Raw genomic sequence first — 13,117 nt, forward strand, 5'->3', positions numbered from 1 at the left:
ACGACGACCGGCGTCAGGCACTGTCCGCAGTAGCGGTGTCGACGGACACGCCTCAGTCATGGTGCTTGACCTTCTCCGGCAGCAGCCCTTTGGGGGCGACGCGCAGCACCACCGTGATCAACAGCCCGATGACGAATACCCTGGCCTGCAGGGCTCGGCTTTCCAGGTTGCTGGGTAGCTCCCAGCCGAAGCTGGCCTGGCCGAAGTGGGCGATCAACTCCATCACGTAGAGCGCCAGCGGCTCTGACATGATCCAGATGATGTACACCGCCACCGCGCCGAACAGGGTACCGAGATTGTTGCCCGGCCCACCCAGGATGACCATCACCAGCACCAGGAAGGTGTGGTTGAGCGGCAGGTAGCCGTTGGGGTCGAAGATGCTGTTGAAGCTGCCGAGTGCCGCGCCGCCGAGGCCCATCAGCACGCAGCCCAGCACGAAGATCTCGAGCCGGCGGCGATTGATGTCCTTGCCCATGGCGGCAGATGACACCTCGTTGTCGCGAATCGCCCGGATCATGCGGCCCCAGGGGGCGTTGTAGGCTCGGTTGAGCAAAAAGAAGATGCCCAGGATCATCACCGCCGTCACCGACAGATAGAGCGCCCGCGCCAGGGTGAAGCCGACCTCGCCGGGATCGGGTACCGGCCACGGCAGCGGCGACACGGTAGCGGTGCCACGGGTCAGCCAGTCAGAGTTCTTGAGAAAGGCCTTGATGATCTCGGCGATGCCCAGGGTGGCGATGGCCAGATAGTCGCTGCGAAGCCCCAGGCAGACGTGGCCGATAAAGTAGCCGATACCGCCGGCCAGCGCTCCGCCGACCACCCAGCCGACCCACACCGGCAGGCCGAACCCGCCGATGAAGCCCATCTGGCTTTCGATGGCGTCGGTGACCTCACGCAGCTCGCTGATCACCACCATGTAGACGACGAGGCCGATCACCACGGTGATCAGGGTGCGCAGCCAGGACGGCACGCCCAGACGAGTCATGCGCGACAGCGCGAATACCAGCGCGATGCCGACGGCCAGATACCCCAGCACCTTGGCCAGCTCACCGGGCAGCGGGCTATCCCAGAAGGCCGGATTGACCGGCACGCTGAAGGTCATGGCGCAGAAGCCGCCGAGGGCGACGAAGCCCATGACGCCTGCGTTGAACTGGCCGGCGTAGCCCCACTGGATGGTCAGGCCCAGGGCCAGGATGGCGTAGCAGCTGGCTTCCACCAGCATGCGTGTCGAATAGGCCGAACCCATGGCCATGTAGACCGCGCCGACGGCGACGGCGAGGACCACCAAGAGGCTGAGTTCGCGCACCGGAAAGCGGCTCTGGGGCGCGGTGTTGGCGTCGTCGCGGCGATGAAAGTTGTTGGTCGTCATCAGATCACCTTGCCCTTGAAGATGCCGGTGGGGCGCCACACCAGGATGGCGACGAGGATGAAGAAGGGCACCACGATCTTGTACTCGGTGCCGACGAAGGCCAGGTTACTGGGCAGCTCGAGCCACTCGGGCAGGCTGTCGCTGAAGGGCCGCAGCAGCACCCGCCAGTTGAACACCGCCAGGGTCTCGGCGAAGCCCACCACGAAGCCGCCGGCGATGGCGCCGAAGGGGTGGCCGACACCGCCGACGATGGCGGCGGCGAAGATCGGCAGCAGCAGGTGGAAGCTCAAGTCCGGCTTGAACGTCACGTCCATCGACAGCAGGGTGCCGGCGATGGCGGCCAGGCCACCGACGATCACCCAGGTCACGGCGACGATGGTGTTGGTGTTGATGCCCGACGCCCGGGCCAGGTCCGGGTTGTCGGACATGGCGCGCATGGCCTTGCCGAGCCGGGTACGCGACAGAAACAGCTGCAGCCCGATCACCGCCACCAGGGTCAGCACGAACAGATAGATCTGCGGCTCGGTGATCACCACCGGCACCCGGGCGCCCTCGAAGGGCAGCGCCAGGCGAAAGATCTCCTTGCGGTCATCGACGTACAGGCTCTGGCCGCCTGTGCCCGAGAACAGCCGGATCAGGCCCTGCAGCATCAGGGTCACGCCGAGGGAGCCGATGACCATCACGATCGGTTTGACGCCGTGGGCGCGCAGCGGCTTGTAGAAGGCCTTGTCGATGCCCACCGCCAGCGCCGCCGTCAGCACCATGGCCAGCGGCAGCATGACGATGGCGGTGGGCACACCGATGACGTCGCCGGCATGGGGGAACAGCGTCGCCAGCAGCAGCACCATGAAGGCGCCGAAGGTCATCATGTCGGCGTGGGCGAAGTGGGCAAAGCGCATGATGCTGAAGACCAGCGTCACGCCCACCGCGCCGATGGCGTAGATCGACCCGGTGACGCTGCCGGCGATCAGCACGTTGTTGATGAAGAACACGAATTCGTTCAAGGCGATATCTCCGCGCTAGGACTCGGCGTCAGCCGCCGAGGAAGCTCTTGGCCACGTCAGGATCGGCAAGCAGCGCCTGCCCCGTGTCGGTGAAGCGGTTCTGGCCGGCGGCCAGCACGAAGCCCTTGTCGGCGATGGCCAGGGCCTGCTTGGCGTTCTGCTCCACCATCAGGATGCCGACGCCGGCGGCGTTGACCTCCTTGACCCGGTCGAAGATCTCGTACATGTACTTGGGCGACAGCCCTGCAGTCGGCTCGTCGAGCAGCAGTAGTTCGGGTTCGGCCATCAGCGCCCGGCCCATGGCCACCATCTGGCGCTGGCCACCGGACAGCTCGCCGGCAGGCTGATGACGCTTTTCGTGAAGGGGCGGGAAGAATTCGTAGACCTTGGACAGCATGCGTTTCATGTTTCCCGGCTTGAGGAAGGCCCCCATCTCGAGGTTTTCCTTGACCGTCAGGCTGGGAAAGACGTTGTGCTCCTGGGGCACGAAGCCCATGCCCAGTTCTACCAGGCGGTTGGTGGGCAGGTTCTGGATCGGTTCACCGCGCAGCAGGATATCGCCCTGGGTCACGTTCAACTGGCCGAAGATGGCCTTGAGCATGGTCGACTTGCCGGCGCCGTTGGGGCCGACGATGACGCCGATCTGGTCGGCCTCGATGGCCATGTCCACCCCGTTGAGGATGTTCATGCCGCCATAGCCGCCGTGCACCTCGCGTGCATCGAGTAGAGGCATAGTCCTGTTCTCTGCATAAGAGCGCCTGTCGCGCCCTGGTTGTTGTTATCGCCGCGCCTGCAACGGGAGGGTGCCCCGGGTGGCGCGGAGTCTGTTGCCGGGCCGCTGTCAGGCCGCGCCGGCGCCGAAATAGGCTTCGATGACCTCGGGGTTGTTCTGGATCTCCTCGATGGAGCCCTCGACCATCACCGAGCCCTGGGCCAGCACGATCACCGGATCGCACAGTCTGGCGATCATGTCCATGTCGTGCTCGATGACCAGGAAGGTGTAGCCGAACTCGCGGTTCATCCGTTCGATATTGCCGATCAGGTCCCCCAGCAGGGTGCGGTTGACCCCGGCGGCGATCTCGTCGAGCAGCACCACCCGAGCGTCGGTCATCATGGTGCGGCCGAGCTCCAGAAGCTTCTTCTGGCCACCGGAGAGGTTGCCTGCCAGCTCGTTGCGCACATGATTGAGGCCGATGAACTCGATCACCTCCTGGGCCCGGCGCTTGACCTCGGCCTCCTGTGCCCGCACCGCCTTCGGCGCGAACCAGGCCTTGGCCAGGGACTCGCCGGGCTGGTTCGGGGGCACCATCATCAGGTTTTCCAGGGCGGTGAGCTGGGAGAACTCGTGGGCGATCTGGAAGGTGCGCAACAGGCCCTTGTGAAACAGCTCGTTGGCCGGACGATTGGTGGTGTCCTCGCCGTCCAGCAGGATCTGCCCGGAATCCAGCGGCAGGGCGCCTGCGATGATGTTGAACAGGGTCGACTTGCCCGCACCGTTGGGGCCGATCAGACCGGTGACGGAGCCTTCCTCGACCTGAATCGAACAGTCGTTGATGACGTGAAGGCCGCCGAAGGCCTTGTTGACGTGTCGTACATCGATGATGGCTGACATCTTGGGTCCCGCCGTGTTGTCTATTGTCGTTGTTGCGTTGTTGCGTTGTTGCGTTGTTGCGTTGTTGCGTTGGTGTCGTTGCGGTCTTGATTGTCGGGCTTCCCGACGTCCCTCAGCCGCTGGCGGCGTGCTGCTCGGCCATCAGCCGGTAGGCGGCGAAGGCGCCTACCAGTACGCAGGCACCGATGGTCGGCAGCCAGTAGCCCTGGACATAGGGCAGGGCACGCAGAAAGACGAAGGCGACCCCGGTCGGCGCGATGAAGCGCACCAGAAACCGCCACAGCCTGAGCCAGCTGGAGCGGGTGTGCATTTCCTTCATCGATTCGGACTGGGTCAGCGACCAGCCGGCGAACAGCGCCACCAGCAGGCCGCACAGGGGCAGCGTGATGTGGGTCACCAGTTCCAGCACGGCGAAGGCGCTGCGACCGAACACGTCATGCACGGGGCTGGCCTCGGCCCAGACGTTGAAACTCGCCACCGTGGCGAGCCCCAGCCCCCAGGCCAGCACCGACACCAGGGCTACCGCCAGTACGCGACTGAGGTCGAAGCGCTCGACCAGATAGGCCGCGACCGGCTCGATCAGCGAGATCGCCGAGCTGATCGCGGCCCCCAGTACCAGTACGAAGAAGATGGCGCCGACCAGCGAGCCGGAAGGCATCACCGAGAATGCCAGCGGCAGTGACACGAACATCAGTCCCGGCCCTTCGTCGGCGGCAAGTCCCGCACCGAACACCAGGGCGAAGATCGCCAGCCCCGCGATTACCGCCACCAGTGTGTCGATCAGGGCGATGGCGAAGGCGGTCAGGGTCAGCGAGGTCTCGCTGGGCATGTAGGCGCCATAGGCCATGATCGCGCCCATCCCCAGACTCAGCGTGAAGAACGACTGCCCCATCGCCTCGAGCCAGCCTTCCAGGCTCAACTCGGACAGCGAGAAGGACAGCATGAAGCGACTGGCTGCCGCCATGTCGCCGCTGGTCGCGGCGTAGAACAGCACCACCAGCAGAATGACCAGCAGGGTCGGCATCAGGATGCGCAGGGCGCTCTCCAGCCCACGATGGACACCCCGGGCGACGATGTAGGCGCAGATGGCGAGAAACAGCGTGTGGTAGAGCGTCAGCTTCAGCGGCGAGGCGATCAGGTTGGCAAAGTTGTCGGCCAGCATGGCGGCGTCGGCGTCGCGCAGTGACCCGGTCAGCATCTCGCCAAGATAGTGCAGCGCCCAGCCGCTGATCACCGAGTAGAAGCTCAGGATCAGCAGCGCGGACAGGCCACCGAGCCAGCCGATGGTCTCCCAGGCGCGGGAGGTGCGATGACAACGGGTGAGAAAGCGCATGCCCATGATCGGGCAGCGCCGGCTGTTGCGCCCAAGCATGATCTCGGCGATCAAAATCGGGATGCCGACGGCAAAGACGCACAGCACGTAGACCAGCAGAAAGGCGCCACCACCGTGCTCGCCGGCCAGGTAGGGAAAGCGCCAGAGGTTACCCAGGCCCACCGCCGAGCCGACGGCGGCCAGCAGGAAGGTGCCTTTGTGGGTCCAGATGTTATCGCTGCTCATGGGGCTTCCGTCGACATGTCGGCGTCGCGACGCGGTAATGGCTGACCGGGCCGAGGCCCGGTCTGACATGTCAACTTTGCGATACAACCATGGCGCCTGACTAGGGGCGATGCGTTTAGCAGGCGTTGGCGGGACGGGTTTCCGTCACTGGCGGGTTCTGGAACTCGTCGTCAGCTGCTGGTATGGGGAGCCAGGGCGCGGTGATCGTCGCCAAGACGCACGGTATCGCCGATCGACAGGTCGCCGATATTCTTGGTGCGCTCGCCTGTGCGCACGGAGATCAGGGCGACCACGTCGCCGATGCTGGCGGTGTCGTCGTCGACCCTGGCTTCCACCCTGACCCTGACCGAATAGCCATGGTAGCGGCCGGCGATGATACTGCCGACGTGGGCGGTGGGGTATTCGTCGGGCTTGTCGGCGAAGTAGCGCTGAACGCTGTCAGCGCCGGGATCATCCCATTCGACGTGCTTGTGCATTCGCGTATCTCCTTGTTCGCGAAGGATGACGGTGCCCCATTAGCATAGACCGCAACTAGGGCGGTCGCCGTCTTCACCCCTAACGGTTATCAGTCTGCATCAATTGTGGCAGCGCTCGGCCCGGAAAGTTCCTGGATCAGACGGGTGGTGAGATACAGTCGCGGCACAATGCTGTCGAGCTCGATGAATTCCTCGTCGCTGTGGTAGCGCCCCCCGACCAGACCGAGGGACTCCAGCACCGCGGGTTGGCCGGTTTCGGGGTCGTAGGCGTAGCCCGCATCGGTGCCCCCACCGATCTCGGCCAGGGCGAGCGTCTGGTCGAGTTCCTGGCGGTAGATAGACTGGGCGAGGGCCGCCAGTTGCTCGGTGGCCGGATTCGGCGGCAGCGGCGGGCGCCCGCGCTCGAGCCGAAACGCTACCTCGGTGTCCGTGACTCGCTGCTCGGCAATAATCGACTGGGCTTCGGCCATGACGCGCTCGTACTCGGTATGATCGAAGTAGCGCATGTCCCCTTCGGCCCTGGCCGAGTCCGGGATGATATTGCGCTTGGTGCCACCCTCGACAATGGTCCAGTTGAGGGTGGTGCCCTTGTCGCTGTCGCCAAGGTCATCGAGCTGGAGCAACTGGTGGGCCAGCTCCATCACCGCATTGCGGCCTTCCTCGGGGGCGCCGCCGGCGTGGGACGCACGTCCCTCGACCTCGAGAAAGGCGTAGTTGATGCCCTTGGTCACGGTGGTGACCGCTGACTCGCCGGGCTTGCCCAGGGTGGGCTCGAAGGACAGGACCGCGTCCTGTTCGCTGGCCAGTTCGGCGATCAGCTCACGGGATCCAAAGGAGCCTTTTTCCTCGTCGGGGTTGAACACCACGGTCAAAGTTCCCCAGGGCGAGAGCCCGAGGTCAGCGAGCAGGCCCAGGCTATGCAGGATGACCGCGATGCCGCCCTTGGCATCGCCGACGCCGGGGCCATAGGCCCTGGAGGCGTCGCTGGAAAAGGGGCGCTTTGCCACAGTGCCTGAGGAAAAGACGGTGTCGTAGTGGATCATCAGCATGAGATCGGCGTCGCCGCTGCCCTGGTGTCGAGCCACCAGCGTGTTGCCGCCGAAGGCCTCGGCCGGGTGCTGTTCGACCTCGAAGCCGAGTTCGACGAGACGTTCCTGCAATAGCGCCTCGACGCGAGCGAGGTCGTCGACATCGCCGGTACCGGAGTCGAGATTGACCAGCGACTCCAGGGTCTCGAGAAAGGCCGAGCGCTCCTGCTCGGCATTGGCGAGCAGGGTGTCATCGGTGGATGGCGAGGCCAGGGCAAATGCTGGCAGCAGGGACAGTAAGGCGATGAAGCGTCGGGCGGCCATGGTGAGCCTCCTTGCTGGGTGGTCACCAAAGGATAGTTCAGTCCGGCCAGGGTGCCGTCCTCACCCCAAATACTGATTTCTCCACTTGCAGACGACACTGGCCGCCATCGGGCGCCGGGCATCGATATTGTCTATATGAGCATTGCCGCAAAACGATGATGCCCGCCATGAACAGCCGGGCATCGATATTGTCTATTCCGCAAAACGACGATGCCCGTCATGAAGAGCCGGGCATCGCTAGAGAGGCCGAAAACAACGATGCCCGCCAGGAGGCGGGCATCGATGAAGCGAGAAAACGCAGCGCTTACTTCTTGGTGGCGCGCTTGCGCTCGTTCTCGGTCAGGAACTTCTTGCGCAGACGGATATGGTTCGGGGTGATCTCGACCAGCTCGTCGTCATCGAGGAACTCGATGGCCTGTTCCAGAGTGAAGCGCACCGGCGGGGTCAGCACGATGTTCTCGTCGTTGCCGGAGGCGCGCATGTTGTCGAGCTTCTTGCCCTTGGTGGGGTTGACCACCATGTCGTTGGCGCGGTTGTTGATGCCGACCAGCATGCCTTCGTAGACCTCGGTGCCGTGGTCGATGATCAGCTTGCCGCGCTCCTGCAGGGCGTACAGGGCGTAGGCCAGGGCCTTGCCCGGAACCATCGACACCAGCACGCCGTTGCGACGCTCGATGGAAGCGTCGGGCTTGAGCGGGCCGTAGTGGTCGAAGCGGCTGGTCAGGATGCCGGTACCGGAGGTCAGGGTCAGGAACTGACCACGGAAGCCGATCAGGCCGCGCGCCGGGATGATGAAGTCCAGGCGGACCCGGCCCTTGCCGTCCGGGTTCATGTTCTTGAGCTCGCCCTTGCGGTAGCCGAGCTCTTCCATGATGGCGCCCTGGTGCTGCTCTTCGCAGTCGATGATGACTTCTTCGTAGGGCTCCTGCTTCTCACCGTCGATCTCGCGGATGATGACCTCGGGACGACCCACGGCCAGCTCGAAGCCTTCACGACGCATGCTCTCGATCAGCACCGACAGGTGCAGCTCGCCGCGGCCGGAGACGATGAACTTCTCCGGGGACTCGCCCTGCTCGACACGCAGCGCCACGTTGTGGATCAGCTCCTGGTCGAGACGATCGCGAATGTTGCGGCTGGTGACGAACTTGCCGTCCTTGCCGGCAAACGGAGAGTCGTTGACCTGGAAGGTCATGGACACGGTGGGCTCGTCGACGGTCAGTGCCGGCAGTGCCTCGACGGCGGCCGGATCACAGATGGTGTCGGAGATCGCCAGGTCGTCGATGCCGGTGATGCAGACGATGTCCCCGGCGGTGGCCTGCTCGGTCTGTACCCGCTCGAGACCCAGGTGGGTCATGACCTGGCCGACCTTGCCCTTGCGGGTCTGGCCTTCCTTGTTGATGACCACCACCTGCTGGTTGGGCGAGATGGCGCCGCGGGTGATGCGGCCAAGGCCAATGACGCCGACGTAGCTGGAGTAGTCGAGTGCCGAGATCTGCATCTGCAGCGGGCCGTCGAGTTCCACCTTGGGCGGCTCGACGATGTCGACGATGGACTGGAACATCGGCGTCATGTCGTCGGACAGCTGGTCAGGCTCGGGACCGGCGATGCCGTTGAGGGCGGAGCAGTAGATGATCGGAAAGTCGAGCTGCTCGTCGCTGGCGCCGAGGTTGTCGAACAGATCGAAGATCTGGTCGATGACCCAGTCCGGGCGTGCGCCGGGGCGATCGATCTTGTTGACCACCACGATCGGCTTGAGGCCCTGATCGAAGGCCTTCTGGGTGACGAAGCGGGTCTGCGGCATGGGGCCGTCGACGGCGTCGACCAGCAGCAGTACCGAGTCCACCATCGACATCACGCGCTCGACCTCGCCGCCGAAGTCGGCGTGTCCAGGGGTGTCGACGATGTTGATGTGGTAGTCCTGTCCCTCGGGGGAATTCCAGCGGATCGCCGTGTTCTTCGCCAGGATGGTGATACCGCGTTCCTTCTCCTGGTCATTGGAGTCCATGATGCGCTCCTGACCCTCGGCCTTGCGGTCCAGAGTGCCAGACTGACTCAACAGCTTGTCGACCAGGGTGGTTTTGCCGTGGTCGACGTGAGCGATGATGGCGATGTTGCGAAGATTCTCGATCACGACGGGATCCTGCTGGAAAAAGTGGGGCAGCATTATAGGGCCTGGGCGATGACAACGACCAGCCTTGTTGGCGCCAATCTCGGCATCGATCCTCAAGATGCTGAACTATCAAGCACCTGCGAGGCGAAAAAAGTAGGCGAAATCGACAGAAAGGACGATCTGACGCTCAGGCGCGCTGCACGACCATCTTGGCGCGACAGGCCTTGAGGCGAGTGGCGAGGTCCTCCACCGCGCTCAAGTCCAGCGACGGGTCGAAGCCTCCCAGTCGATCGAACCAGGTACGTTCGACGCCCAGGGCCCGGGTCGGTGTACGTCGCAGCAGGCTGAGCAGCGATAGTGGACAGGGGCGAGCAGGACGCACCACCGGGCGCGAATCATCGCAGGCGGCTGCCATCATTCGCTCGACCCAGTGGGTGTCCAGAGGGCCGAGGCAGAAGCCGAGCATGCGTCCATTGCTGTGGGAGGCGGCCAGGTTGAGGCGCCGCCCCATGGGCGCGGGCCGGCTGCGCACCTGGCGATAGCCGACGACGGCGTGTTCGCCCGGTTCGCCCAGTAGTGGTGGCGCCATATCGCCATCGTCGATGACGAGGATCTCGCCTCTTCCCTGGAAGAGGGCGACCTGCTGGCGTGCTTCCGCGAGCCGGCGAGGCAGTTCCTTGCCGGTAAGTCGGACATCTATGATCAAGCTGATTTTCACGACGACACTCCGAGGAGGGTGACGCCGGCCGGCAGGAGAGGCGGTCGGAGTCGAACGTAATAAAGTGTATCTTTGCGTTGCGAAAGGTTCCAGCGCCCACTGACACCTCACGATCGGCCCGGCAGAGTTTATAGATCCTGTCACAAAGGTCCAAAGTGGTGCATCGCAGCCTTTGTTGCACTATTGCGGTGCATTAGGCGGCGACTCCTGTAGACGGTGGGCCTTTGTGCCCTAAGCTGGCGCAAAGGGTCTGTTTGGATAAAAAAGATTTGAAACAATGGGTTGAGATTTTTTTGGTCGATGCTGGTGCAATGCTGGCACGCAATCTGCATTGTGGTTGGCAGTGTCATCGTGTCGCGCACGTTGCCATGGGCAGTGTCCCGGGAGCGTGCTACAAAGGATCCCGGTACCCCTTTTGTTCCCTGGATCATCCCCCGTTTCAAACCGGTGACATGGGATTGGCGCCGTTGCGCAACGCTCGAGTCACGAGACAAGTTCCACTCTGGAGGACCACATGTCAGACAAGACCCTCGCCCTGATCAACGAACATGATGTGAAGTGGGTTGACCTGCGCTTCACCGATACCCGCGGTAAAGAGCAGCACGTCACCATTCCGGCCGCCGAGGTCGACGAAGAGTTCTTCGAGAATGGCCAGATGTTCGATGGTTCCTCCATCAACGGCTGGAAGGGCATCAACGAGTCCGACATGATCCTGCGTCCGGAGGACGGCACCGGCTTCCTCGACCCCTTCACCGAAGACGCGACCCTGATCCTGCGTTGCGACATCATCGAGCCGGCCACCATGCAGGGCTACGAGCGTGACCCGCGCTCCATCGCCAAGCGCGCCGAGGCCTACCTGCAGTCCTCTGGCCTGGGCGACACCGCCTTCTTCGGCCCCGAGCCCGAGTTCTTCATCTTCGACGAGGTGCACTGGAAGGCCGATATCGAAGGCGCCATGTACAAGATCAGCTCCGAAGAGGGTGCCTGGTCCACCGACCGCGCCGTCGAAGGTGGCAACCTCGGTCACCGTCCGCGGGTCAAGGGCGGCTACTTCCCGGTTCCGCCGGTGGACAGCTTCCATGACATGCGCGGTGCCATGTGCAACACCCTCGAGGCCATCGGCCAGAAGGTCGAGGTGCACCACCACGAGGTGTCCAACGCCGGCCAGAACGAGATCGGTGTTGCCTTCAACACCCTGGTCAAGAAGGCCGACGAAGTTCAGGAAATGAAGTACGTGATCCACAATGTGGCTCACGCCTACGGCAAGACCGCCACCTTCATGCCCAAGCCGCTGGTCGGCGACAACGGCAGCGGCATGCACGTCCACCAGTCATTCTGGAAGGACGGCCAGAACCAGTTTGCCGGTGACGAGTACGCCGGTCTGTCTGAAATGGCACTGTTCTACATCGGCGGTATCATCAAGCACGCCCGCGCCCTGAACGCCTTCACCAACGCTTCTACCAACTCCTACAAGCGTCTGGTGCCGGGCTTCGAAGCGCCGGTAATGCTGGCCTACAGCGCCCGTAACCGTTCTGCTTCCATCCGTATCCCGTACACCGCAAGCCCGAAGGGCAAGCGTGTCGAGGCGCGTTTCCCCGACCCGACCGCCAACCCCTACCTGTGCTTCGCGGCGATGCTGATGGCCGGTATCGACGGCATCAAGAACAAGATCCACCCCGGCGACGCCATGGACAAGAACCTCTATGACCTGCCGCCGGAAGAAGGCAAGGCCATCCCGACCGTGGCCGAGAGCCTCGACCAGGCGCTGGCAGCCCTCGACGAGGACCGCAGCTTCCTGACCGAAGGTGGCGTCTTCACCGACGACATGATCGACGCTTACATCGAGCTCAAGAACGAGGATGTCGAGCGTCTGCGCATGGCGACCCACCCGATCGAGTTCGACATGTACTACAGCTGCTGATCGGCATAGCGCCTCGTGCGTTCCGTCGGCCCCGCGATGATCGCGGGGCCGATTTTTTTTGCGCGGGCCTTGCGCCTGGGCAAGGGATCCCCTTGGCGCGGGTCGTGGCTGCCGTCATCCTCGTCAGGGGAAGGTCGGCGAGGGCAATCACGATGATGCAGCGGTGGACGCGCAGGGCAGGCCGGGAGAGGGGCGAGAGCGCTCCCTCGTCGCCGAGTCGACCATCACTGATGGCCATTGCCTTGCTGGCAGCATCCGGGCTGGCGTTGCCGGTGGCAGAAACCGTGCCGGCGAGCACCATCTATCGCAGTGTCGGTCCCGACGGCGTCGTGCGCTACAGCGATACCCCCTCGGCCGGCGCCCGCGAGCTGGCACCGCCGTCGTTGTCCAGCGCCCCTGCGCTGGATGTGGCGGCGCCCTCCAGGCCGACGGCGCCTTCAGTACCAGGCCCGGATAGCGACGCCGATATCTTCCAGCCCCACGATGTCCTGGCCATCGACTCTCCGGCGGATGGCAGCGTGTTGCCCACGGGGGCCGGGGGAAGATTGAAGGTGCTGGCCGCGATCAGCCCGCCTCCGGCGACGGGGGATCGCCTCGGCCTGGAGGTCGACGGTGTGCTCGCCACCAGCGTCACCGGCATCGGCCCACTGTGGCTCACCAATCTGGAGCGTGGCGAGCATCGCCTGGGCCTGGTGGTGCTGGCCCCGTCGGGAGAGGTGCGTCAACGCAGTGCCGATATCGTCATTCACGTACAGCGCGCCAGCCGCCTGCTTCCCGCCAACCCCCTTCGTCCTGCGCCGCCTTGACCCGCGATCTGCGGGCCTTGTGCGGACAGTGATCCAGGCGAGACTGCCCTGCACCAGGTTGGTGCACTAAAATGGTGCGTAGGTGCGCCGACGGTGACCCGCCTCCTCGACAAAAGCACCGTCCTGGCGCCTGCGCGGCGGGAGTGTGCCACTGGCACCAAGGCTGGCCCGCTTCTTGCTTTGAATGTTGT

Annotated in this window: 11 protein-coding genes; 2 read left to right on the plus strand and 9 right to left on the minus strand. The window is 64.1% G+C overall.

Annotated features, from left to right (window positions below; genetic code table 11):
• Positions 1–52: 52 nt before the first annotated feature.
• The 9 genes from KUV74_RS11840 to KUV74_RS11880 all read right to left on the minus strand — a co-directional run bounded on the left by KUV74_RS11840 (position 53) and on the right by KUV74_RS11880 (position 10,199).
• Positions 53–1,369, minus strand: coding sequence for a branched-chain amino acid ABC transporter permease (locus KUV74_RS11840; protein ID WP_045992394.1), 1,317 nt, complete (start codon positions 1,367–1,369; stop codon positions 53–55).
• A complete protein-coding gene (locus tag KUV74_RS11845) occupies positions 1,369–2,373 on the minus strand; it encodes a branched-chain amino acid ABC transporter permease (RefSeq protein ID WP_045992393.1) in 1,005 nt (334 codons plus the stop codon). Before KUV74_RS11845 ends, KUV74_RS11840 begins: the two co-directional genes overlap by 1 nt.
• 28 nt (positions 2,374–2,401) lie before the next feature.
• Positions 2,402–3,106 (minus strand): ABC transporter ATP-binding protein, encoded by a 705-nt coding sequence (locus KUV74_RS11850; protein ID WP_124805245.1) that lies wholly within the window; start codon positions 3,104–3,106, stop codon positions 2,402–2,404.
• 108 nt (positions 3,107–3,214) lie between these two features.
• Positions 3,215–3,985, minus strand: a complete 771-nt coding sequence (locus KUV74_RS11855; RefSeq protein WP_222516392.1) for an ABC transporter ATP-binding protein — start codon at positions 3,983–3,985, stop codon at positions 3,215–3,217.
• A 112-nt stretch (positions 3,986–4,097) separates the two neighbouring features.
• Positions 4,098–5,543: a sodium-dependent transporter gene (locus KUV74_RS11860; protein WP_045992390.1), complete on the minus strand. Its 1,446-nt coding sequence runs from the start codon at positions 5,541–5,543 to the stop codon at positions 4,098–4,100.
• Positions 5,544–5,713: 170 nt separating this feature from the next.
• Positions 5,714–6,019, minus strand: coding sequence for a hypothetical protein (locus KUV74_RS11865; RefSeq protein ID WP_108132161.1), 306 nt, complete (start codon positions 6,017–6,019; stop codon positions 5,714–5,716).
• Positions 6,020–6,108: 89 nt separating this feature from the next.
• Positions 6,109–7,371: a glutamate carboxypeptidase gene (locus tag KUV74_RS11870; RefSeq protein WP_222516393.1), complete on the minus strand. Its 1,263-nt coding sequence runs from the start codon at positions 7,369–7,371 to the stop codon at positions 6,109–6,111.
• A 304-nt stretch (positions 7,372–7,675) separates the two neighbouring features.
• Positions 7,676–9,502 (minus strand): translational GTPase TypA, encoded by a 1,827-nt coding sequence (gene typA / locus KUV74_RS11875; RefSeq protein WP_197037093.1) that lies wholly within the window; start codon positions 9,500–9,502, stop codon positions 7,676–7,678.
• Positions 9,503–9,668: 166 nt separating this feature from the next.
• The gene (locus KUV74_RS11880) at positions 9,669–10,199 is read right to left on the minus strand and encodes a glycosyltransferase family 2 protein (protein WP_045992387.1); all 531 of its coding nucleotides are present in this window, start codon (positions 10,197–10,199) and stop codon (positions 9,669–9,671) included.
• Between the two features lie 514 nt (positions 10,200–10,713).
• Between KUV74_RS11880 and glnA the strand changes: the two genes are divergently transcribed.
• Complete coding sequence (glnA, locus tag KUV74_RS11885) at positions 10,714–12,120, plus strand: glutamate--ammonia ligase (protein WP_045992386.1); 1,407 nt, start codon at positions 10,714–10,716, stop codon at positions 12,118–12,120.
• Positions 12,121–12,350: 230 nt separating this feature from the next.
• The gene (locus tag KUV74_RS11890; protein WP_222516394.1) at positions 12,351–12,926 is read left to right on the plus strand and encodes a DUF4124 domain-containing protein; all 576 of its coding nucleotides are present in this window, start codon (positions 12,351–12,353) and stop codon (positions 12,924–12,926) included.
• Positions 12,927–13,117: the final 191 nt, after the last annotated feature.

This window comes from Halomonas sp. DP1Y21-3, assembly GCF_019801245.1.
Taxonomy (GTDB): Bacteria; Pseudomonadota; Gammaproteobacteria; order Pseudomonadales; family Halomonadaceae; genus Halomonas; species Halomonas litopenaei.

What these genes read in the sequence shown, in the direction of transcription:
- KUV74_RS11850 (WP_124805245.1), bottom strand. Translation starts at nt 3,106, where the DNA reads ATGCCTCTACTCGATGCACGCGAGGTGCACGGCGGCTATGGCGGCATG.
- KUV74_RS11870 (WP_222516393.1), bottom strand. Translation starts at nt 7,371, where the DNA reads ATGGCCGCCCGACGCTTCATCGCCTTACTGTCCCTGCTGCCAGCATTT.
- KUV74_RS11865 (WP_108132161.1), bottom strand. Translation starts at nt 6,019, where the DNA reads ATGCACAAGCACGTCGAATGGGATGATCCCGGCGCTGACAGCGTTCAG.
- KUV74_RS11860 (WP_045992390.1), bottom strand. Translation starts at nt 5,543, where the DNA reads ATGAGCAGCGATAACATCTGGACCCACAAAGGCACCTTCCTGCTGGCC.
- KUV74_RS11840 (WP_045992394.1), bottom strand. Translation starts at nt 1,369, where the DNA reads ATGACGACCAACAACTTTCATCGCCGCGACGACGCCAACACCGCGCCC.
- KUV74_RS11890 (WP_222516394.1), top strand. Translation starts at nt 12,351, where the DNA reads ATGGCCATTGCCTTGCTGGCAGCATCCGGGCTGGCGTTGCCGGTGGCA.
- KUV74_RS11855 (WP_222516392.1), bottom strand. Translation starts at nt 3,985, where the DNA reads ATGTCAGCCATCATCGATGTACGACACGTCAACAAGGCCTTCGGCGGC.
- glnA (WP_045992386.1), top strand. Translation starts at nt 10,714, where the DNA reads ATGTCAGACAAGACCCTCGCCCTGATCAACGAACATGATGTGAAGTGG.